The sequence below is a fragment of the Ovoidimarina sediminis genome, from assembly GCF_032586175.1.
Taxonomy (GTDB): Bacteria; Pseudomonadota; Alphaproteobacteria; order Rhodobacterales; family Rhodobacteraceae; genus Ovoidimarina; species Ovoidimarina sediminis.
Genome location: NZ_JAWHTE010000001.1, coordinates 168,049 through 189,869, shown reverse-complemented (window position 1 = coordinate 189,869; position 21,821 = coordinate 168,049). Strand labels below are relative to the sequence as shown.

20 protein-coding genes are annotated in these 21,821 nt (G+C 65.6%); 7 read left to right on the top strand and 13 right to left on the bottom strand.

The genetic code is table 11. The features are described from left to right. Positions 1 to 45: 45 nt before the first annotated feature. From RXV90_RS00930 to RXV90_RS00920, 3 genes are all read right to left on the bottom strand, one after another. Positions 46 to 1,053 carry a C4-dicarboxylate TRAP transporter substrate-binding protein gene (locus RXV90_RS00930; protein ID WP_316646349.1) on the bottom strand — a complete coding sequence of 336 codons (1,008 nt, stop codon included), beginning with the start codon at positions 1,051 to 1,053 and terminating at the stop codon, positions 46 to 48. A gap of 84 nt (positions 1,054 to 1,137) precedes the next feature. Next, positions 1,138 to 2,103 carry an agmatinase gene (gene speB / locus RXV90_RS00925; RefSeq protein ID WP_316646348.1) on the bottom strand — a complete coding sequence of 322 codons (966 nt, stop codon included), beginning with the start codon at positions 2,101 to 2,103 and terminating at the stop codon, positions 1,138 to 1,140. 120 nt (positions 2,104 to 2,223) lie between these two features. Continuing rightward, positions 2,224 to 3,141 (bottom strand): GlxA family transcriptional regulator, encoded by a 918-nt coding sequence (locus RXV90_RS00920; RefSeq protein ID WP_410482331.1) that lies wholly within the window; start codon positions 3,139 to 3,141, stop codon positions 2,224 to 2,226. Positions 3,142 to 3,410: 269 nt separating this feature from the next. Here RXV90_RS00920 and RXV90_RS00915 point away from each other — a divergent pair, with 269 nt between their 5' ends. Further along, positions 3,411 to 4,781: a class II 3-deoxy-7-phosphoheptulonate synthase gene (locus RXV90_RS00915; protein ID WP_316646346.1), complete on the top strand. Its 1,371-nt coding sequence runs from the start codon at positions 3,411 to 3,413 to the stop codon at positions 4,779 to 4,781. Between the two features lie 40 nt (positions 4,782 to 4,821). Here RXV90_RS00915 and RXV90_RS00910 read toward each other — a convergent pair whose 3' ends face one another. Both RXV90_RS00910 and RXV90_RS00905 read right to left on the bottom strand, forming a co-directional pair. Further along, positions 4,822 to 5,346: an FHA domain-containing protein gene (locus tag RXV90_RS00910; protein ID WP_316646345.1), complete on the bottom strand. Its 525-nt coding sequence runs from the start codon at positions 5,344 to 5,346 to the stop codon at positions 4,822 to 4,824. Between the two features lie 158 nt (positions 5,347 to 5,504). Continuing rightward, positions 5,505 to 6,119, bottom strand: coding sequence for a PAS domain-containing protein (locus RXV90_RS00905; RefSeq protein WP_316646344.1), 615 nt, complete (start codon positions 6,117 to 6,119; stop codon positions 5,505 to 5,507). Between the two features lie 154 nt (positions 6,120 to 6,273). On the opposite strand from RXV90_RS00905, the gene RXV90_RS00900 reads away from it, so the two are divergent. The 4 genes from RXV90_RS00900 to RXV90_RS00885 are packed head-to-tail and all read left to right on the top strand — an operon-like array spanning position 6,274 to position 9,498. Then, on the top strand, positions 6,274 to 7,167 hold the full coding sequence (locus RXV90_RS00900) for a YicC/YloC family endoribonuclease (protein ID WP_316646759.1): 894 nt from the start codon (positions 6,274 to 6,276) through the stop codon (positions 7,165 to 7,167). A gap of 2 nt (positions 7,168 to 7,169) precedes the next feature. Further along, positions 7,170 to 7,811, top strand: coding sequence for a guanylate kinase (gene gmk, locus RXV90_RS00895; RefSeq protein ID WP_316646343.1), 642 nt, complete (start codon positions 7,170 to 7,172; stop codon positions 7,809 to 7,811). Then, positions 7,808 to 8,329, top strand: coding sequence for a gamma carbonic anhydrase family protein (locus RXV90_RS00890; RefSeq protein WP_316646342.1), 522 nt, complete (start codon positions 7,808 to 7,810; stop codon positions 8,327 to 8,329). The genes gmk and RXV90_RS00890 overlap by 4 nt, the downstream gene beginning before the upstream one ends. Then, positions 8,326 to 9,498 carry a trans-sulfuration enzyme family protein gene (locus tag RXV90_RS00885; RefSeq protein WP_316646341.1) on the top strand — a complete coding sequence of 391 codons (1,173 nt, stop codon included), beginning with the start codon at positions 8,326 to 8,328 and terminating at the stop codon, positions 9,496 to 9,498. Before RXV90_RS00890 ends, RXV90_RS00885 begins: the two co-directional genes overlap by 4 nt. On the opposite strand, the gene RXV90_RS00880 is transcribed toward RXV90_RS00885, so the two are convergent. After that, complete coding sequence (locus RXV90_RS00880) at positions 9,485 to 9,862, bottom strand: hypothetical protein (protein ID WP_316646340.1); 378 nt, start codon at positions 9,860 to 9,862, stop codon at positions 9,485 to 9,487. The genes RXV90_RS00885 and RXV90_RS00880 overlap by 14 nt on opposite strands. 244 nt (positions 9,863 to 10,106) lie before the next feature. Between RXV90_RS00880 and RXV90_RS00875 the strand changes: the two genes are divergently transcribed. Further along, entirely contained in the window at positions 10,107 to 11,150 is a 1,044-nt protein-coding gene (locus RXV90_RS00875; protein WP_316646339.1) for a sensor histidine kinase, read from the top strand. 153 nt (positions 11,151 to 11,303) lie between these two features. After that, on the top strand, positions 11,304 to 12,260 hold the full coding sequence (gene lipA / locus RXV90_RS00870) for a lipoyl synthase (protein WP_316646338.1): 957 nt from the start codon (positions 11,304 to 11,306) through the stop codon (positions 12,258 to 12,260). Between the two features lie 413 nt (positions 12,261 to 12,673). On the opposite strand, the gene RXV90_RS00865 is transcribed toward lipA, so the two are convergent. The 7 genes from RXV90_RS00865 to RXV90_RS00835 all read right to left on the bottom strand — a co-directional run bounded on the left by RXV90_RS00865 (position 12,674) and on the right by RXV90_RS00835 (position 21,552). Continuing rightward, positions 12,674 to 13,564, bottom strand: coding sequence for a cytochrome c (locus RXV90_RS00865; protein WP_316646337.1), 891 nt, complete (start codon positions 13,562 to 13,564; stop codon positions 12,674 to 12,676). Continuing rightward, a complete protein-coding gene (locus tag RXV90_RS00860) occupies positions 13,565 to 14,038 on the bottom strand; it encodes a c-type cytochrome (protein WP_316646336.1) in 474 nt (157 codons plus the stop codon). Positions 14,039 to 14,211: 173 nt separating this feature from the next. Continuing rightward, positions 14,212 to 15,054, bottom strand: coding sequence for a DUF1206 domain-containing protein (locus RXV90_RS00855; RefSeq protein ID WP_316646335.1), 843 nt, complete (start codon positions 15,052 to 15,054; stop codon positions 14,212 to 14,214). Between the two features lie 67 nt (positions 15,055 to 15,121). Beyond that, positions 15,122 to 17,209 (bottom strand): ABC transporter ATP-binding protein, encoded by a 2,088-nt coding sequence (locus RXV90_RS00850; protein ID WP_316646334.1) that lies wholly within the window; start codon positions 17,207 to 17,209, stop codon positions 15,122 to 15,124. A gap of 101 nt (positions 17,210 to 17,310) precedes the next feature. After that, positions 17,311 to 18,723 carry an ABC transporter permease gene (locus tag RXV90_RS00845; RefSeq protein ID WP_316646333.1) on the bottom strand — a complete coding sequence of 471 codons (1,413 nt, stop codon included), beginning with the start codon at positions 18,721 to 18,723 and terminating at the stop codon, positions 17,311 to 17,313. Between the two features lie 14 nt (positions 18,724 to 18,737). Beyond that, positions 18,738 to 19,781 carry an ABC transporter permease gene (locus RXV90_RS00840; protein WP_316646332.1) on the bottom strand — a complete coding sequence of 348 codons (1,044 nt, stop codon included), beginning with the start codon at positions 19,779 to 19,781 and terminating at the stop codon, positions 18,738 to 18,740. A 103-nt stretch (positions 19,782 to 19,884) separates the two neighbouring features. Continuing rightward, on the bottom strand, positions 19,885 to 21,552 hold the full coding sequence (locus tag RXV90_RS00835; protein ID WP_316646331.1) for an ABC transporter substrate-binding protein: 1,668 nt from the start codon (positions 21,550 to 21,552) through the stop codon (positions 19,885 to 19,887). Between the last annotated feature and the right edge of the window lie 269 nt (positions 21,553 to 21,821).

Genomic DNA, 21,821 nt, shown 5'->3' with positions numbered 1-21,821 from the left:
CGGGCCGGGGGCACGCCGCCCGGCCCGGGGAATGGTTCGACCCGCTTACATCCGCTCTTTGTCGAGCGTGCTTTGCACCAGGTCGTAAAGCTCCTGGGCCGGGAAGCCCTGCGATGCCATGTCCGAAATCCACGCGTCGTGGATCGGCTTCGCCACCTCGCGGAAGCGGGCGATCTCTTCCTCGGGCACCGTCACCCGGGTCACGTTCTTCTCCGCCAGGATCGAATCCCACTGTTTCAGAAGCTCGCCGTAATTCGCCAGGTAATGCGCGATCGCCTCGTCCACGCTCGAATCCAGCGCCGCGCGCTCGTCGTCCGAAAGGGCCTCGTAGGCATCGATGTTCACCACCACGGGGCAGTTCACCGTGCCTGGGTTCAGGTTCTCGGTCCACCAGGACGCGATGTCGATGGTGCGGAACGACAGGTGCGCGTGCTGCGCGAAGGCGACCGTATCGACGACGCCCGATTCCATCGCGTTATAGGCTTCCGACGAGGTTACCGAGGTCGGCACCCCGCCCACCGCCGAAAACGCCTCGCCAAGCCCGCCGGTGGCGCGCACCCGCATGCCGTCGAATTCTTCCAGGCTGTCGCGCGGCTCGCCGGTGCCGACGAGGTTGTACTGCGGCATGGGCGAGGTCATCAGCATCTTCGCGTTCCACTGCGCCATTTCCTCGGTCACTGCCGGATGGGCATAGATCGCGTGGCTCACCGCCACCTCTTCCTCGAGGTTTCCGACGCCCAGGAACGGCAGTTCCAGGACGGTGATCGCCCGGTTCTTGTCGCGGTGATAGCCGGCACAGAACTGCGCCATCTCGAAGGCGCCGATCGAGATCCCGTCAAGGTTCTCGGTGTTTTTCGACAGGCCGCCATAGCTGATGTTCATGGTGAAGGCGCCGCCGGTCTTCTCCTCCACAAGCTCGGCCAGCTTGTGCACGTGCTCGGTGAACGCACGCCGCTGTCCCCAGAGCGAGACGTTCCATTCCGTCGCCAGGGCTTCCGAGGCGAATGCGGTGATCAGCGCGGCAACGGCCGCGCGGCCAAGAAGGTTGTTCATCGTATTTCTCCCTAGGTGCAAATTCTTCTGGATTTGCTGTGGTCGGTAAACTAGCGGCTCCGGCCCGGGATGCCAGCAAAAACCTTACACCCCGCCCGCGGCGCGCGCGTCGAAGATGAAGCCCAGGAAATTCAACAGGATCTGCGCGGCCAGGATCGCGGTCGATCCCGTGGGGTCGTAATCGGGCGCCACCTCCACCAGATCGACGCCCACCACGTCATGCGCCCGCGCCACCGCCTGCAGAAGCTCGAGCACCTCGTAATAAAGGAACCCGCCATGGGACGGCGTGCCGGTCCCCGGCGCGATCGAGGGGCAGAAGGCGTCGATATCGATCGTCACATAGACGGCCGCGCCCTTCGGGATCCGCCCGGCCACGCCCCCGGGGCCCAGGCTGCGCGCCTGCCGGACCGACAGGATATCCGATCCCATCGCCCGCGCATCCTCATAGCCCTCCCGCGCGGTCGACGAAACGTTGCGGATCCCCACCTGCGTCAGCCCGCTCACATAGTCCCGCTCGGCCGCCCGGCGCATCGGGTTGCCGTGCCCGTGCCGCACCCCGTGGCGCTCGTCGACGAAATCGAGATGCGCGTCGATCTGCAGGATATGGAACGCGCCCGCCCCCTCCATCGCCCGGATCGCGGGGATGTTCACCGAATGATCGCCCCCGATCAGAACGGGCAGGGCGCCCGCGGCCCGCGCGGCCCTGACACCGGCCTCGATATTGGCATGGCTCGCCTCGGTGTCGGTATGGACGATATCTGCATCCCCCATATCGACGATCCGCACATCGGCGCCGAGGTAGACCCGGTCATCCTCGTGGTCATAGGCGCCCGCATGGCCGAAGCTGAACAGCGTCGAGGCCTCGCGCACCGCCCTCGGCCCGAACCGCGCCCCGGCCCGCCACTGGGTGCCCGCATCGAAAGGCGCGCCCAGGATGGCGGCATCCGCCTCGAAATCCGACCAGTCGCTCACCACCGGGCGTTTCCCGAACGTCGCGATCCCGACGAACGGCAGGTCGAGCCGCCCGCCCTCATAGCCATGTCCCGCCATGCCACCCCTCTTCATTTTGGCAAAAATACTCCGGGGTCGCCTTTGGAGCGCCATTGGTCCGAGCGACAATGGCGACGGGCAGAGCCCCGGCAGCTCGGCGCCGTCAGGCGCCGAGCCCTCTCAGACCGACAGCCGCGCCGCCTGCGCGCCCCGCTCCCGGTAGGGCGTCGTCGAATACTGCGCCCGGTAGCATTTCGAGAAATGCGATGGCGAGGCGAAGCCGCAGGCCAGCGCCACGTTGATCACGCTCATATCGGTCTGCATCAGAAGGTTCCGCGCCTTCTGAAGCCTCAGCTCCATGTAATAGCGCTTCGGGCTCCGGTTCAGATAGCGCCGGAACAGCCGCTCGAGCTGCCGGGTCGACATGCCGACCTCGCGCGCGAGGTTCGAGGGCGAAATCGGGTCCTCGATATTGGCTTCCATCATCTGGATCACCCGGCTCAGCTTCGGGTGGCGCACGCCGATCCGCGTCGGCACCGACAGGCGCTGCGTGTCCTGGTCGGTCCGGATCGAGGTGTAGATCAGCTGATCGGCCACCGTGCCCGCCAGCGCCTCGCCATGGTCGTCGGCGATGATCTTCAGCATCAGGTCGATCGACGAGGTGCCGCCCGCCGTGGTCATCCGGTTCCCGTCCACCACGAAGACCGATTTCGTCAGCGTCACCTCTTCGAATTCCTCGGCGAAACTGTCCTGGTTCTCCCAGTGGATCGTCGCCTTCTTCCCGTCGAGAAGCCCCGCCTTCGCGAGCGTGTAGCCCGCGGTGCAAAGGCCCCCCATGGTCACCCCCCGCCGCGCCTCGCGCCTCAGCCAGTTCAGGATCTTCTTCGTCGTGGCCTTGCCGACGTCGATCCCGCCGCAGACCAGCACCGTGTCGTCGCGCGACAGTTCGCACAGGTCGTCGTCCAGTTTGAAGGAGGTGCCGGCGGAACAGGTGATGAAATCCCCGCCTTCGCCCACGAGCCGCCATTCATAAAGCGTCTCGCCGGCCATCCGGTTCGCGATCCGCAGGGATTCGACGGCGCTCGAAAAGCACAGCATGGTGAAATTATCGAGAAGGACGAAGACAAAGCGGCGCGGACGCAGGCCTCCCGCGTCCCGTTCCTTGCCATGTCCCGTCTCAGCCAACCGTCACCCCGTGCGTCGCCACCTTCGGGACCGAAACAGGATTTTAAGGGGCGTTCAACCCGTCACGTGGACAAACTTGTGCGACCAAAGGGGCCGAATGGGGCGGAATTGGCGGTTTCCAACGGGTCGGGCCCGGTCTATAAGGCCCGTCGCTTCAAAGCCGAAACGACAGGACCGAGATCATGGGCAACTGGCAGAAGAACGGATGGCGCACCAAACCGCGGGTGCAGATGCCGGACTATCAGGACGCAGACGCGCTTCAGGCCGTGGAGGCCGAACTGTCCAGCTATCCTCCGCTCGTGTTCGCAGGCGAGGCGCGCCGGCTGAAGGCCGAACTCGGCGCCGCGTCCCGCGGGGAGGCTTTCCTCCTCCAGGGGGGCGATTGCGCCGAAAGCTTCGCCGAATTCCGGGCCGATCCGATCCGCGACACCTTCAAGGTCATGCTGCAGATGGCCATGGTGCTCACCTATGGCGCCAAGGTGCCGGTGGTGAAGGTGGGCCGGATGGCCGGCCAGTTCGCCAAGCCCCGCTCGGCCCCGACCGAGGTGAAGGACGGCGTGGAACTGCCGTCCTACCGCGGCGACATCATCAACGAGCTCGATTTCACCTCCGCGGCGCGGATCCCCGATCCCGCCAAGATGCTGCGCGCCTACACCCAGGCGGCGGGCACGCTGAACCTCTTGCGCGCCTTCTCGACAGGTGGCTTCGCCGATGTGCACCACGTGCATTCCTGGACGCTCGGGTTCACCGATCGCGACGAGGCCGAGAAATATCGCGACATGGCGAACCGGATCCAGGATTCGATCGATTTCATGTCGGCCGCCGGCCTCACGGGCGAGACGAACCACGAATTGTCGACGGTCGATTTCTACACCAGCCACGAGGCGCTTCTGCTTGAATACGAAGAGGCGCTGACACGGATCGATTCCACCTCGGGCAAGTGGCTCGCAGGCTCGGGCCACATGATCTGGATCGGCGACCGCACGCGCCAGCCTGACGGGGCGCATGTGGAATTCGCCCGCGGGGTGTTGAACCCGATCGGGCTGAAATGCGGGCCGACGACGACTGCCGAGGACCTTAAGGTGCTGATGGCCAAGCTCAATCCCGAGAACGAGGCGGGCCGGCTGACGCTGATCGCGCGTTTCGGTGCGGGCACGGTGGCCGAGCACCTGCCGCGCCTCATTCGCACGGTTCAGGAAGAGGGCGCCAACGTGGTCTGGTCCTGCGATCCGATGCACGGCAACACGATCAAGTCGTCCTCGGGCTACAAGACCCGGCCGTTCGACAGCGTGCTGCGCGAGGTGCAGGAATTCTTCCAGGTCCACAATGCCGAAGGCACGATCCCGGGCGGGGTGCATTTCGAGATGACGGGACAGGACGTGACGGAGTGTACGGGTGGTGTACGCGCGGTGACGGACGAGGATCTGTCGGATCGCTACCACACCGCCTGCGACCCGCGGCTCAATGCCAGCCAGTCGCTGGAACTGGCGTTCCTCGTCGCCGAGGAACTGTCGGCGCGCCGCACCAACGGATCGGCGGCTGCCGCCGTTTGATGCGTGAAAACAAGGGCTTGCGCCCGGCGCTTCGCCGGGCTCAGGCCTCTGCGAACTGAAGGGTCGTTTCGCCGATCCGGATCAGGTCGCCGTCGATCAGGCTGTCTTCGCCCCTGAGCATCTTGCCGTTCACGTGGATCGGGTTCGGCTTCAGCCCGTCGCGGATCAGAAAGCCCACCTGCCTGCCGTAATAGGTGATCGAGGCATGGCCTTCGCGGGAGATCGAGTTGTCTCCGAAGGCAAGCTGCACGTCCTGATCGTCGTCGCGACCGATCTGCACCATGGGTCTGGTGAGCGGGATCTGCGTTCCGTTGCCGGGGCCATCCACGACGTTCAGCCAGCCCAGCGTTTCGGCGTTGCGCGCGGGCCGACTAGCCGGGCGGGCAAGGGCTTTGGTGATCGGATTTGAAGGCGCCTTGAAGTTCAGGAACCGCGTCTTCACGCGTCCCGTTTCCGGCTTCTCTTCTTCCTCGGGTTCCTTGAACTCTACGATATTTCCGCTCAGCCGGGACGAGATTTCGTCCACCGGCGGAAAGCGGTGAGAGGGGTAACTGGCACTGGTCATTTTGACACTCGTTGAGTTTGCTACGCCCTTACTATGACAGGTCGCGCCGGGGGCTTCTGTGATCTGCCACACAAAAGGTTAAAATTTCAGTATGTTAAATACAATTCTTCACAAATTGGCGGATTGTCTTCGCCCTGGAAACAGCGCCCCCGAACGCCTCAGTCCGCCGGGCCCGGGAAGCGCAGAATTTCGGCTGAGGGCGCGGCCTCCTGTTCAAGCCGGGGCGCCTCGCGCAGGGCGCGGCCTTTCGGCACCGGGCGCTCGCGCGTTCCGGTGATGGTCAGCGCGGCGCCCGCGCGCCCGATCGTTCCGGCCATCTTCAGGCAACCGAGAACCCGCGTGATCCCGCCCAGATCGTCCCTGAGCGGCAAAAGCAGCATTTCGCCCGGCACCGACGATCCGCGCCCCGCGCCCCGCGCGGTAACTGAAAGATCGGCCACCGTCGGCCCGGTGAAGAGGCGTTCGAGCACCGGCTCGATCTCTTCCCGCGTAGTCCGGTCGAACAGCAGACCGAAGGGCAGCCCCCGCGGTTCCTGCCCCAGAACCCCCGCCACGCCGCGCCCGGCGACGCGGACCCGGGCGAGACCGGGCGCGATCCGTTCGAGGATGAAACAATCGGCCAGCGCCCCGCTCAGGCCCTTGGGGTGCACCTCGGCCCGCGCGGGCGCCTGACGGCCGTTCCGAAGCTCGTCCCAGTAGCGTTCCACCTGGCCCAGAACCGGGTGCGACCGGCTTGGTCCGGGTTGGGGAAGAACGACGATATCGGCACTCATCGATACACCTCTGGCCTTGCTGCGGGGCTGACGCTTGGCGTCATGGTTTCTAGACTGTTAATCTGCCACAATTGCGCCATGCAGTGTAAGAAAACCTTATCAAATGGTTAACGCGCGCGCGGAAACCGCGCGGCATTGGGGGGAGAGCATTCAGGTGACCCATTCGATGACGGGATACGCCACGCGCGACGGCGCGGGCGAAGGCTGGCGCTGGACGTGGGAGCTTCGATCGGTCAACGGCCGCGGGCTCGATCTGCGCCTCAGGCTGCCGGACTGGCCGGGAGAGATCGAGCCCCAGGTGCGCGCGGCCCTCTCCAAGGCCGCCCAGCGCGGCAACGTCACCTGTGCCCTGCGGCTCACCCGCGCCGATGCCGAAGGCGTGGCGACGCTGAACGCCGCCGCGCTGACCACCGTGCTTTCGACCTTGCGCGAGATCGAGGTCAGGGCGGAAGAGGCGGGGCTGACGCTTGTCCACCCCACCGCCGCCGATATCGCGACGATGCGCGGTGTTCTGACGGCCGATGCCGGCGAGGAGGCCGATCCCGCGCCGCTCAGGGCCGCGATCCTGGCCGACCTGCCGCCGCTGATCGAGGCGTTCACGGAGATGCGCGCCAGCGAGGGTGCGGCGCTCGAATCCGTGCTCCGGGGCCAGATCGACGCGGTTGAGAAGACGACGCACGCCGCCCGCGCGCTTCTGAAGACCCGGGGCGAGGCGATGGAGCAAAGCTTCCGCGACGCGCTGGCCAAGATCCTGTCGCGCACCGAGGGCATGGACGAGGCGCGCATCGCGCAGGAACTGGCCGTTCTCGCCGTGAAGGCGGATGTCACCGAGGAACTCGATAGGCTGGATGCCCATGTCGCGGCGGCGCGCGAGTTGCTTGACCTCAAGGGCGCGAAGGGCCGGAAGCTCGATTTCCTCTGCCAGGAATTCAACCGCGAGGCCAACACGCTGTGTTCGAAGGCGGGCTTCCCCGATCTCACCCGCCTTGGCCTTGACCTCAAGCACACCATCGATCAGATGCGCGAGCAGATCCAGAACTTGGAGTGACGATGGGACAGCGCCGGGGCCTTCTGATCATCCTGTCCTCGCCTTCGGGCGCCGGGAAATCGACGCTGGCGCGCCGCCTTCGCGACTGGGATCCGTCGATCCGCTTTTCGGTCTCCGCCACCACGCGCGCCCCGCGCCCGGGCGAAGAGGACGGAAAGGATTATCACTTCGTCGACGAAGAGGCCTTCCGCCGCATGGTGACAGACCGGCGCATGCTGGAACACGCCCATGTGTTCGGCCATTTCTACGGCTCGCCCGCGGGCCCGGTGGAAGAGGCGATCGCGGATGGCTGCGACGTCTTGTTCGACATCGACTGGCAGGGGGCGCAGCAGATCCAGAAAAGCGATCTTGCCAGCCACGTTCTGTCGATCTTCCTTCTGCCGCCCTCGATCGGCGAATTGCGCCGCCGCCTGATCAGCCGCGGCCAGGACACCGACGAGACGATCGGCAAGCGGATGCAGAAAAGCTGGGACGAGATCAGTCATTGGGACAGCTACAGCTATGTGCTGGTGAACGATGATCTCGACGCTACGGAAGAGAAGTTAAAGACCATCGTGACCGCCGAACGCCTGCGCGCCAGCCAGCAGCCAGGGCTGCTGGAGCATGTGCGCGCATTGCAGGCCGAATTCGAGGAACGCCCATGACGACCTATGCCCTCGGGGGGCTGACCCCTGCAATCGACGAAGACAGCTGGATCGCGCCCGGCGCGCATGTGATCGGCAACGTGACGCTGGCCGGGGGCGTGGGAATCTGGTTCTCGGCCACGCTGCGCGGCGATATCGAGCCGATCGTCATCGGCGAGAACACGAATATCCAGGAAAACACCGTCTGCCACACCGATGCGGGCTTTCCCCTGACCGTGGGCCGGGGTTGCACCATCGGGCACAAGGCGATGCTGCACGGCTGCACCATCGGGAACAATACGCTGATCGGCATGGGGGCCACGGTGCTCAATGGCGCGAAGATCGGCAACAACTGCCTGATCGGGGCCGGGGCGCTGGTGACGGAAGGCAAGGAAATCCCCGATGGCAGCCTTGTCGTCGGCGCGCCGGGCGCGGTGCGGCGCGGGCTGTCGGAGGAGGAGATCGCGGGGCTCACGGCCTCTGCCGAACGCTACCTTGCCAATATGCGCCGGTTCCGGGCCGATCTGACGGCCCTATGAGCGGGCCGAAGACGGGGCGCCCGCCCTGGCCGCGCTCGGCCTCTGCGCCGCTTGTGTCGCCGCTTCAGCCCTCGGTCGTCTATACGAGCGAGGGGCCCGACGCGCTGGACGCGATCTACGGGCAGGGCTCGGGCTACACCTATGCGCGCGAGGGCCATCCCAATGCCGATGTGACGGCGGGGATGATCGACCGGCTGGAAGGGGCAGAGGGCGGGATCCTGACGGGCTCCGGCATGGCGGCGGTGACGGCCGCGCTTCTGGCCGTGGCGCGGGCCGGGGATCACGTGGTGGGAAGCGATCAGCTTTATGGCCGGTCGCTCAGGCTTCTGAACGAGACGCTGCCCGGCCTCGGGATCGAAACGAGCCTTTTGGAGACGGGCGACGCGGCCCGGGTGGCGGCGGCGCTGCGGGAGAACACCTGCGCGGTGCTGATCGAAACGGTATCGAACCCGACGATCCGGATCCCCGATATAGCAGGCATCGCGGCGCTCTGCCGGGCGCGGGGCCTGCGGCTTCTGGTCGACAACACCTTTGCCACGCCGCGGGCCTTCCGGCCCTTCGAACATGGGGCGGATCTGGTCATCCATTCGGTGACGAAGCTTCTGTCGGGCCATTCCGACACGACGCTGGGCTATGTCGCGGCGCGGGAGGCGGAGGTGCGGGAGCGGATCGTGACCCTTGCGGTGACGATGGGGCTGACGCCAAGCCCGTTCGACGCCTGGCTGGCGGAACGGGGGCTTCTGACCTTCGCGCTGCGCTATGACCGGGCGGAGGCGAATGCCGCCGAGCTTGCGGGCGCGCTGGCGGGCCACGGCGGGGTGGAGCGGGTCTTGTACCCCCAAAGCCCCGATCACCCCGACCGGGCGCGGGCGGTGGCGCTTCTGGGCAACCGCGGCTCACACATGGTGTCGTTCGATATCGGCGGGGGCCGGGCGCGGGCGGAGCGGTTTATCCGGGAATTGTCGGCGATCCCCTTCGCGCCGACGCTGGGGGATGTGACGACGACGATCAGCCATCCCGCCACCTCGTCGCATCGCGGGCTGACGGCCGAGGCGCGCGAGGCGCATGGCATGGGAGAGGGGTTCTTCCGGGTGTCGGTTGGATGCGAGGAGGCGGGCGCGGTTGCGCCTGTGTTCCTCGCCGCACTCAACCGGCTCAGAAGCGGATGACGCCGTCGTCGAGCACGTGGACGATATCGAAATCAAGGTCAGGATAGAGCGCGCGCACTTCGCGCCGGACCATGGCGGGGTTCGGCAGGTCGCGCGTGAGGGCACGGTAGGCCCCGGAATAGTGAAGCGCCGAAAGCCGGAACGCCACGTCGATGCAATCGAACAGCGGCGTGACGATGGGCGAGACGATGAGATCGGGGCAGGCAAGCGACAGGGCGGGGCCGTTCAGATCGTCGAGCCCGGCAAACTGGATGCCCTGATGCACCGGCAACACACCGAAGCTTCTGCGCCAGAGGTTCACATCGCCGATTGCGAGGATCTTCGGCGTACGCTTGGAGGTGGCGGACGCACCGAGCGCAGCCACGATTCGTTCACTTGAAGTCATATTGTCCCGTTCCCCTTTGCCCGCCAAGGCTGGGTCCCCTTAGAGCTGCAATCGTCTACGGGTCACAAACTTAAACCCTCTGTTCTACGTCTTCCAAGTGTTGCAGACGAATGCGGCACAAGTCTAGAGTGTTATTTTCAAAATTTACTCGCCTTAAAGTAAGTGCGTTGCCAAGCCCGGCCCCGTATCCTAGCAGAGAGGCCGGGCTTATGAGGGCGCGCGCGTGCCGACGACATACGTAGAATCACTGATCGATGCCGCGCCTTTGCCGCAGATCGTGATATCGGGGTCGGAGCGGATTCTGGCGGCCAATGCCGGGGCGCTCGAGCTTCTGGGGCCCGGGATCGTCGGGCGTCATTACATCGCGGCGCTGCGCCAGCCCACGCTTCTGGACGGGATCGAAGCGATTCTGGGCGGCACGGCCGAGCGGGCGGAGGCGGCGTTTCTGTCGGCGCGGGCCTCGCGGGATACCAGCTACCGGACGATCGCGGCGCGGGTTGAGCTGGAGGAGGGCCCGGGCATCCTTGTCAGCTTCGTCGACACCACCGAATTGCAGGAGGCCGGGCAGATGCGGCGGGATTTCGTGGCGAATGTCAGCCACGAGCTGAAGACGCCGCTGACCGCGCTGATGGGCTTCATCGAAACGCTACGTGGCGCGGCGCGGGACGATCCGGCGGCGCGGGCCCGGTTCCTTGAGATCATGGAGCGCGAGGCGGGGCGGATGAACCGGCTGGTGAAGGATCTTCTGTCGCTCAGCCGGGTGGAGGCGGAGGAACGCGTTCGCCCTACGGAACGCGTTGATATCGCAGGGCTTTTGCGCTCATCCGTGGCCTCGCTTCGGCAGATGGCCGAGGAGGCGGGGGTGGCGATCGCGCTGGCGGGCGCGGAGGTGCCGGTGGAGATCAGGGGTGATGCCGATCAGCTTCTGCAGGTGGCCTCGAACCTGATCGAGAACGCGCTCAAATACGGCGCCGCGGGCGGGCGGATCGAGGTGACGCTGACGCCGCCCGCCCATGCGGCGGCGGTGCAGGGGCCGGCGGTGTCGGTGGTGGTGCGTGATTTCGGCGAAGGGATGGACCCGCACGATATTCCGCGGCTGACGGAGCGGTTTTACCGCGTCGACAGCCACCGCTCGCGGGAAAAGGGCGGCACGGGGCTGGGGCTGGCGATCGTGAAGCATATCGTGAACCGGCATCGCGGGCGGCTTCGCATCGAAAGCGTGCCGGGCGAAGGCAGCACCTTCACCGTTATCCTGCCGGCTTCCTGAAAATCATTTTAAAACAGAATGTTGTGCGATCAAGTGCATGTGGTCTATCCCTTTGCGCCGGGGGCATAGCCGCTATGTGCGGCACCGCGCCCGTTGGACATGGGGTGGCCCGCGCGATAGATGTCTGCGCAATACCGATTGCGAGGACCGCGCATGGCCCCGAGAGACCTGAAGATCCCCGGCGAACGCCACCCCGAGAAGGCGCACCGGGCGGACAACCCCCAGCCGAAGAAGCCCGACTGGATCCGGGTGAAGGCGCCGGTGTCCGAAGGCTACAAGAAGACCCGTGACATCATGCGGGAAAACAAGCTGGTGACGGTGTGCGAAGAGGCCGGCTGCCCCAACGTGGGCGAATGCTGGAGCCAGGGGCACGCGACCATGATGATCATGGGCGAGATCTGCACCCGGGGCTGCACCTTCTGCAACATCGCGACGGGGCGGCCCGATGCGCTTGACGTGTTCGAGCCGGGACGCGTGGCGCACGCGGTGGAGACGCTGGGGCTCAATCACGTTGTCATCACCTCGGTCGACCGCGACGACCTGGACGATGGCGGCGCGGAGCATTTCGCCCTGACGATCCGGGCCGTCCGGCACCGGAGCCCGGGGACGACGATCGAGATCCTGACGCCGGATTTCCTCAAATGTGCACCGTCTGCGGTTGAAAAGGTGGTCGAGGCGAAGCCCGACGTGTTCAACCATAACCTCGAGACGGTACCGGGGCTTTACCCCGAAGTGCGGCCCGGGGCGCGGTATTTCCATTCGCTCAGGCTGCTGCAGCGGGTGAAGGAGCTGGACCCGGCGATGTTCACCAAGTCGGGGATCATGGTGGGGCTTGGGGAAGACCGGCAGGCCGTCTTGCAGGTGATGGATGACATGCGGGCGGCGGATGTCGATTTTCTGACCATTGGCCAGTACTTACAGCCCACTCCTAAACATCACGCGGTGGATCGTTTCGTGACGCCCGAGGAGTTCGCCTCTTATGAAAAAGCGGCCTGGGGCAAGGGGTTTCTGATGGTCTCCGCCACGCCGCTGACGCGGTCGTCCTACCATGCGGGCGACGATTTCGCGCGGCTTCGCGAGGCGCGGCTGAAGCGGCTTGGCGAAGGCTGAGCCGGGGGGCCTGCGCACGGTGGGTTAACCGGGTTTGCGGCCGGAAACGGCCGTGTGCACCCGGCGTACACAGGGCGTACACCGGGCGTACACAGAAAATGCACGACATCGGGATCGGGCGGTTTCTGAACCGGGCGTACGGTTCGGAACTGATAGCGAGTCGCTACTACCGGGTGAGATGATAGCGAGTCGCTATTACTTTCGCTGGCCCGGGACAAGGGGCGCAGCCCCGCCGGGCCAGCGCATGCCCGTTCCGGCGGGCAGGCGCTGTTGCGCGGTGGTTTTGCCGCTCTGGGTGGCGCGGGGTTGCGGGATAAAGCGCGCCGCTCGGAGGGTGGGCGCGCCTGCCCACGGGCCTGCGCCGGCCAGGCTCAGCACGAGGGGGCGGTGATCGGCCCGCGTTCCGTGCCCCGTCACTCCGCCGGGGGCACGGCCTTGAGATAGGCGGCGATGGCCGCGAGATCCTCGTCAGGGAGGTTCGCGAGGCTCGTGATCACGTCGCGCATGGAGCCGCCCGCGGCGTCGAATTCCGGGGTGAAGCCGCTTTTGAGATAGGCGGCGATATCCGCAGCACTCCAGCTGAGTTTCGCGGGCGAGATGTTCGGGATCGAGCCCTTGCCCGAGGGGTTCGGCGCGCCCGCGAACCAGCGGGCGGTGTCGAGCGCCTGGGTGGCCGTGCGGGGCGTGTGGCATTCGCCGCAATGGGCGAGCGCCTCGGCGAGGTACTGGCCGCGCCGGATCTGCGGGTCGTCGGGGAGATCGACCGCGAAACCTTCGCTCACCCCCAGAAGCTTCCACGCCCCCACGCCCATGCGGATCGAGTAGGGGAAGGCGAGGTCGTGCGGCTGGCTGGGCGTCGGATCGGCGGGCAGCGTCTTCAGATAGGCCGCGAGCGAGACGATATCGGAAAGCTCGGCCTTGGCGTAGGCGGCATAGGGGAAGGCGGGGAAGTAGTGGCGCCCGTCGGGCGAGGTGCCTTTCATCACCGCCGTCACGATATCCGCCTTCGACCAGGCGCCGATCCCGTGTTCGGGATCCTGGCTGATGTTCGGGGCGACGAAGGTGCCCGCCGGGGTGGCGAAGCTGTGGCCGCCCGAGAGGATCAGGCGCGCCTCGCCCTCGGCCCCGTCGGCGGCGTGGCAGGAGGCGCAGCCTGCGGCGTGAAACACCGCTTCGCCGCGCGCGAGATCGGGGGTGATGGCGGCAATCGCTGCCTCCGGCACCGTGGCGGGCCGGGTCAGGGCGAACAGGCCTGCGGCCCCGATCAGGATCAGGGCCGCGAGAACCGCGAGGATGCGGCGCATTTAGTTGTTGGGCACGCGGTAGGCGTCGTGGCAGGCGCCACAGACCTGGCCGATGGGCCCGAGCCCGGCCTGCACCGCTTCAAGCCCGTTGCCGGCGGTTTCCGACAGCGCGACGGAGGCGGCGTTCAGCTGATCGATCTTGGCCTGCACGTCGCCCATGTTCGCGAAGAGGGCGGGCAGGGCGCGGGTGCCCTCGATGCTTTCGCTGTCGGTGCCTTCGACCCAGTAGGACGCCTCGTTGATATGCGAGAGGTCGGCGAGGTTCGACGCGGCTGCCACGGCGGCGTCGGCGTTGTATTCGGTGTTGCCGCGGGCCATGCCGGCGAGGATGCCGATGTTGTGGGAATAAAGCTGCATATGGGCCTTGCGGGCCTTCACGGCGGGGTTTTCGGCAGAATGGCTTCCGGCGAGGGCGGCGCCGGCGGCGAGGGTGGCCGCGGTGGCGAGGAGGGCGGTCTTGGACAGTAGCGACATGAAAACACGGACCTTTCCTGTTGGTAATACCGCTTAAGGTAGCGGCTTCGTACGGTCTGGGAAGTAAAACCTGCGGCATCTTGTCAAAAGCGCTGCACAGTGTCTGCGCGCGGCGGCGCGGAAACCTGGGGGATATCCCCCAAATCTCCTATCTACCGGGGATTGCGGGCGGGTCAGGCGGTGCGGAGCTTCTGTTTCAGCGAGGTGACGCCGACATCCCCGGCGGTCGCGCGGGGCACGATTCGGTAGCGCGCGTTCATGAAGCAGAAGACGGCGAAGGCGATGAGCCCGAGGCAGACCAGGACAACGAGGATCTGGCCATAGGCCTTGTCGCGAAGCCAGCCGAAGGCCTGGCCAAGCCCGCCGGCCTGGTTCGGATCGGCCGTCATCGCGGCGTAGAACAGGAAGCCGCCGATGATCGTGACGATCACCGCCTGCGACAGGACGCCGGCCTTCAGCACCCAGTTCCAGCGGGCGGTGACCTCGTTGCCGATCACGTGGTCGCGGTAGCTTTCGTTCCAGGCCTTCGCGGCATAGTAGAGGCCCGCCGAGATCGTGAGCGCGCCGGCGATGCCGACGAGCCAGATGCCCGCGGGCAGCGACTTGACCCAGCGGGTCGCGGTGGCGATGGCGCTTTCGCCGTCGCCCGTGACGGAGCCGGCGAGCACGGTGGCGAGCGCGGCCAGGCCGATGGCGCCGTGGATGAGGCCGGTGGTGATCTGGCCGCCGCGGGCGACGAAGCCCTTGGCGTCATTGCCGTAATCTTCGAGATCGTAGGTGGCGTCGAGCATGCGCCAGGCGGCGTAACAGACCATGCCGAGCGCGATCAGAAGGAGGACGGCGATTCCCCAGCCCGAATGTTCGAGCCGGGCGAAGGTGGAACTGGTGCCCTGCGCCGAGCCGCCGGACCAGATCGCCCAGAGCGAAATCCCCGCGATCGCGAGATAGACGATGCCGCGGCCTGCATAGCCTGCACGCATCAGCGGGATGGCCCAGGAAAAATCCTTTGCCGACATGGGGCGTCTCCTCCGGATTAACGGAGGGTCAACGGCCCGGCGCGCGGTATGGTTCCCCGACGCGCGGTTATTCGGCGGCGACCTTGATCACCGGCTCCATCTCTTCGAGCACCTCGTCGGCGAGGTGGCACTTGATCTGGTGGCCGGACGGCCCGAGCTTGCGGACCGGCGGCACCTCTTTCTCGCAGAGATTGCCCGGCACCTTGTCCTTCCAGCGGCAGCGCGTCTGGAACGGGCAGCCCGGCGGCGGGTTCATGGCCGAGGGGATATCGCCTTCGAGGACGATGTGCTTTTTCTCGATCGAGGTGTCGGCGATGGGCACGGCGGAGAGAAGCGCCTCGGTATAGGGGTGGTAGGGGGGGGCGAAGACCTCCTCGGTCGAGCCCATTTCGACCACGTGGCCCAGATACATGACCATCACCCGGTCGGAGAGATAGCGCACGATGGAAAGATCGTGGGAGATGAAGAGAAGGGTCGTCTTCTCGTTTCTCTGGATTTCCATCAAGAGGTCGGTGACAGCGGCCTGAACCGACACATCGAGGGCGGAGACCGGTTCGTCAGCGACCACGATGCGCGCGCCGCCCGCGAAGGCCCGCGCGATGCCGACCCGCTGTTTCTGCCCGCCCGAGAGCTGGCGCGGCATCCGGTCGGCGAATTCACGCGGCAGTTTCACGAGGTCGAGCAGTTCGAGCATGTGTTTGCGGCGCGACTCCTCGGTCTTGCCGATGCCGAAGATTTCGAGGGCGCGCATGATCTGGCGGCCCACCGTCATCGAGGGGTTCAGCGTGTCGAACGGGTTCTGGAACACCATCTGGACGGATGAGACCATCTTGGTGTCGCGTTCCTCGATCGGCGTATCCTGGATTTCCTGGTTGTCGAGCATGATGCGGCCGGAGGTGGCCGTTTCGAGCCCCATGAGCACCTTGGCGAAGGTGGATTTGCCGCAGCCCGATTCGCCCACGATGGCGAGGGTTTCGGATTCGCGGGCTTCGAAGGACAGCGTTTCGTTGGCCTTCACCACCTTCTTTTCCGCCCCGCCGAAGAGCGCATTGGCCGCGACCTCGTAGTATTTCTTGAGGTTCTGCATCTTGAGCACGACCTGGCCCGGTTCGGTCTTCTCGAACTGCTTGCCGGCCTTGATGGGGGCGTGCCAGTCGATTTCCTCGAACCTGAGGCAGCGGGTGTGGTGGCGGTCGTCGCCGTCGACCTCGAACATCGGGATATCCTGCGCGTCGCAGCGGCCTTCCTGGAAGTAATCGCAGCGGGGGCCGAAGTTGCAGCCCGGGGGGCGTTCGTGGGGGAGCGGGAAGTTGCCCGGGATCGCCACGAGGGGGCGGGAGTTCTTGTCGGCCCCCGGCAGCGGGATCGAGCGGAAGAGCGCCTGGGTATAGGGGTGCTGCATCTTGTCGAACACGTCCGCGATGGAGCCGCGTTCGACCGCCTCGCCCGAATACATCACGCAGAGCCTGTCGCAGGTTTCGAGCACGAGCCCGAGATTGTGCGAAATGAACAGCATCGAGGTGCCGTATTTCTTGCCGAGATCCTTCACGAGTTCGACGACGGCGGCCTCGACGGTCACGTCGAGCGCGGTGGTGGGTTCGTCGAGGATCAGAAGCGAGGGCTTCGACATGAGCGCCATGGCGATCACGATGCGCTGCTGCTGCCCGCCGGAAAGCTGGTGGGGGAAGGAGTTCAGCATGCGCTTCGGGTCGGGGAGTTTCACGTCGGTGACGACTTCGAGGGCGCGCTCGTAGGCCTCTTTCTCGCCGATGCCTTCATGGATCATCGGCACTTCCATGAGCTGCTTGCCGATCCGCATGGCGGGGTTCAGCGAGGCCATCGGCTCCTGGTAGATCATCGCGATTTCGGAGCCGCGGATATCGCGAAGCTCTTCCATCGACATTTCGCCCAGGTCACGGCCCTTGAACTTGATCGAGCCGCCGACGATCCGGCCGTTGACGCCCAGATCCTGCATGACGCCCAAGGCCACGGTGGATTTGCCGCAGCCCGACTCGCCCACGAGGCCCAGCGCCTCGCCCGGCATGACGGTGGCGGAGAAATCCATCACCGCCGGGATTTCGCGCAGGCGCGTGAAGAAGCTGATCGAGAGCTTCTCGATTTCGAGGATCGGGCCGTCGTAGTCCCATTTTGCCATCTTGGTTCCCTTTCGGGTTCTTAAACTTCGTGGGTGTGGTGCCCGCGGAAGGCCGCTGACCTTCCGCTACACACCACCTGGCGACTGCGGGGCATGCGCCATCAGTCCTTCAGGCTTTCTTCGCGGAGCCCGTCGGCGAGGAGGTTGAGGCCGAGCACGAGGCTCATGAGCGCGAGCGCGGGCGCGAGGGCGGGATGCGGGTAGACCGACAGAAGCCGGCGGCCCGAGTTGATCGTGGCACCCCAGTCCGGGCTTTCGGGCGAGAGCCCGAGGCCGAAGAAGCCCAATGTTCCGAGCAGGATCGTGGTGTAGCCGATCCGGAGGCAGAAATCGACGATCAGCGGCCCGCGTGCGTTCGGCAGGATTTCCCACAGCATGATGTACCAGGGGCCTTCGCCCCGGGTCTGCCCGGCGGCCACGTAATCGCGCGTGCGGATGTCGAGGACGAGGCCGCGCACGATCCGGAAGACCGTGGGCGAGTTCACGAAGACGACCGAGACGAACACCACGAGGATGTTCGCGGGCAGCGAGATGATGCCGAGGGGATCGGCATCCCAGGCGATGCCGAGATAGATCCAGAGCCCGACGACCAGCGTGACGCCGATATAGACGTTGCGCTTCTGCGGCTGGGTGAAGAAGCGCGAGTTGAAGAGGATGCAGAGGAAGATGATCGGGAACAGGAACAGGACCGCCGCCATGTAGGTGGGGATGCCCGTCAGCACGATCTCCGGCGTCACGAGGAGGTAGAAGAGCAGGATCACCGGGAAGGCGAGGACGAGGTTCGCGAGGAACGACAGGAAGGTGTCGAGCTTGCCGCCATAATAGCCCGCCGGAAGCCCCAGGGTGATGCCGACCATGAAGGCGAAGACGGTCGCGAAGGGTGCGATCTTCAGCACTTCGGTGGAGCCTGCGATCATGCGGCTGAAGACGTCGCGGGCGAGGTTGTCGCCGCCGAGGAGGTAATAGGGGTAGAGCCCTTCCTCGGTCAGCGCCGTGCCCGGCACCTTGTTCTTCATGCCCGAGACCTGCACCAGCGGTTCGTGGGTGAGGATCCAGCCGAAGCCCGCGTAGATGCCGGTGAAGACCCAGAACATCACCATGCCGAAGCCGATCATGCCGATGGGCGAGTCGAAGAGCTTGCCGTAGAGCCCGAGCTTGCGCTTGAAGGTGATCGAGACCGCGAAGAGGACGACGAGCGAGATCCAGACCGGCAGGAGCCGGGTGGAGATCGCGCCGATGATGCCCTTGTTCTCGATCGAGGGCTGCAGGATGCCGCCCACGAGGTAGATCAGCGCGAAGACCACGAGCGCCATGAAGGTGTATTTGGTGCCGAGCGCGGCATAGTCGCTCGGTCCCCGTTTCGCCGCCATGGCGGAGCCGGTGACATAGGTGGCGCTTGGGATCAGACCAAGAAGGATCTGGGCCACAATGCAGACGGCCATTGCCCCGGCGACCGCGAGGAAGATCGGGTTGAGGATCGGGCCGAGGCTGCCTGTCCAGGTAAGTACGTCCATGTCTCAGGCCTCCCTTATGCGATCCGGATGCGTGGGTTGAGGAAGACGTAGCCGATATCGGATATGAGCTGCGTCACGAGGACGACGAAGACCGCGACGACCGAGCAGGCCAGCAGGAGTTCGATGTCGTTGTTGCCGGCGGCCTGCACCAGCGTCCAGCCGAAGCCCTTGTAGTTGAAGAGCGTCTCGACGATGACGACGCCGTTCAGGAGCCAGGGGAATTGCAGCATGATCACCGTGAAGGGGGCGATCAGCGCGTTCCGGAGCGCGTGTTTCAGGACGATGTTGCGGAAGGAGACGCCCTTCAGCCGCGCGGTGCGGATGTACTGGGCCGTCATCACCTCTGTCATCGAGGCCCGCGTCATCCGGGCGATGTAGCCCATGCCGTAGAGCGCGATCGTCAGCACCGGCAGGAAGAAGTTTTCGAACGTCGCGTTGTCGGCGGCGGCGGTGGCCGTGCCCTTGAACCATTTGAGCCCGGTGGCCGAGGAGGCGAAGATCGTGATGAAGATGACGCCCGAGACGTATTCCGGCGTCGCCGTGGAGGCGATCGAGAAGGTGGAGAGCGAACGGTCGAGGCGGGAGCCTTCGCGCATCCCCGCCAGCACGCCCACGAGAAGGGCGGAGGGGACCATGAGCACCATGACCCAGAACATCAGCTTGCCGGTGAGCCCGAGACGTTCGGAGATGATCGGCCCCACATCGTCCTTGAACACCGTGGAATAGCCCCAGTCGCCCTGCAGCACGCCGCAGAAGGTGGGCGCGTCGGCCGCTGTTTCCGGGCTTTTGACGCAGCGCCCGGTGGTGACGCCGTTTTCCGTGCGCGTCCAGCCCGGCATGACGCCCAGCCATTCGCCGTAGCGTTTCAGAACCGGCTGGGTGTAGCCGTTCTTGTTCAGCCAGCTTGCGACCTGTTCATCGGTCATCCGCACGTTGCCTTCGAACTTCGCCACCTTTTCGAGGTTGGGGTAGAGGTTCGTCAGCAGGAAGACGATGAATGTCAGGACGAGCGCGGTAAGGATCATCACGCCGAAGCGGCGCAGGATGAATTGAGCCATCTGATAGTCCCCGTTGGCGTGCCGTCGCCGCGTGTCCGGCGATCGGTTCCTCCCTTGCGGAAAGGGCCGCTGCGATCACCGCGGCGGCCCTTCCGGTTTTCTATCAGCCCGCGAGGCCGATGTGCTGGTACTTGATCTCGAACTGCGGATGCATCTCCGCGTTCACCACGTTCTCGGTGTAGTGGTTGTAGATCGAGCGCCAGAACGGCTGAATGATCACGCCTTCTTCCTGCATGATCTCTTCCAGCCGGCGCATCTTCTCGCGGCGCTGGTCGGCGTCGGCGATGGCGTTCGCCTCGGCCAGGATCCGGTCGAACTCTTCGTTCGCGAAGCCCGTCTCGTTCCACACCGCGTTCGAGGTGTAGGCGAGGGTGAGGACCTGCGTGCCGAAGGGCCGCTGGTTCCAGGTCGTCGAGGAGAAGGGATATTTCTGCCAGTCGTTCCAGTAGGTCGAGCCGGGCAGAACCGTCCGCTTCACCTTGAAGCCCGCGTCGCGGAGCTGGGCGGCGATGGCATCGGTCGAGTCGCGTTCCCACCCGTCGTCGAGCGAGTGGATCTCGTGCTCGTAATCCATCATGCCCGCTTCTTCCATCAGCGCCGCGGCGCCGGCCGGATCGACCGTGAGCGGCGGCAGTTCGGCATAGGCCGGATGGATCGGCGAGACGTGGTGGTTTTCGGCGACGTTGCCGCGGCCCGCATAGCCCAGTTCGAGCACGACCGCGTTGTCGACCGCCATGGCCAGCGCCTTGCGGACGCGGACGTCGGCATAGGGCTTCATCCCGTCCACCTCGGTGATCGCGTTCGGGCGGCAGATGATCGTGGCCGCCGTCTGCGCCTCGGAGCGGACGAGGCCGAGCCCGTCGAGAATGTCGACGAAATCGCCCACGGTTTCATAGACCATGTCGACTTCCTCGGCCTCGACGGCGGCGAGGATGGTCGCCGGATCGGTGCCGTAATCGATGAACTCGACCCGGTCGAGATAGGCGCCGTTGTCGGCGTTCCACCAGGTGTGGTTGGGGTTCTTCACCCAGACCGACTTTTCGCCCACCGAGTAGTCTTCGAGCATGTAGGCGCCGGTGCCGAGCGCCGATCCGCCTTCGTCGATGTGGTTCACGCCGATCTTGGTGCGGTGGACCACGGCGGCCGGATAGTCGGCGATGCCCGCGATGATGGTGATGTCGGGCGTGGGCAGTTTGAGGACGACGGTGTGATCATCCGGCGTTTCGATCGCGCCCGCGCGCAGGACGCCCGTGTCGGGATCGACGAGCGAGCCCATGCGGCCCGGCATGGACGAGCCTTCCACGGTGGTGTCGCACCAGCCTTCGAAGTTGGCCGCCACGTCGGCGGAGGTGAAATCGTCGCCGTTGTTCCACTTCACCCCCTGACGCAGGTTCAGGCGGTATTCGGTGGCGTCGTCGTTGATTTCCCAGCTGTCGAGCAGGACGGGCGTGAACGAGCCGTCCGCGTTGTAGTGGACGAGATGTTCCAGAAGCCCGCGGGTCTGGTTGCCCATTTCGGACCACTGGTAGATCCGCGGCTCTGTCATGCCGTGGACTTCCATCTGGATCCGGAGCGTGCCGCCCTGCTGGATGTGGCCGCCGGCGCGGGCAGGCCGCGCGCCGATGATCGAGCCAGCCGTGGCCGCGGTGAGGCCGACGGTGGTGGCGTATGTCATGAATTCGCGGCGGCTCATTTTGCCTGCCTTGAAATCCCTGATGTACATTTCGGCGGCCCGGTGCATGGGCTTGCCGGTAAGAGTTCTTCTCCGCATGTCTCGTGCTTCTCCCTGTGAGACTTTATTCGTTGTTATCGGGCTGTACCCGGCCTGCGGTGTTTCGAGGCCCCGTACGGCGGACCGCCGCGGCGTCGCGAAGTTCTGCAGGCGCGCACCCCCTCTGCCTGTATTCGGCATGGAAAACCCCGGCAGGTCAACGCCTGTGACCGCCCCATCTGCGCAAAAAAACGACATCGGCCTGTTTCAAAACCGACATGGGCGGCGCGAGGCTGGCCGGATTTGGCGTGATGTTTCAGGGGTTTGGG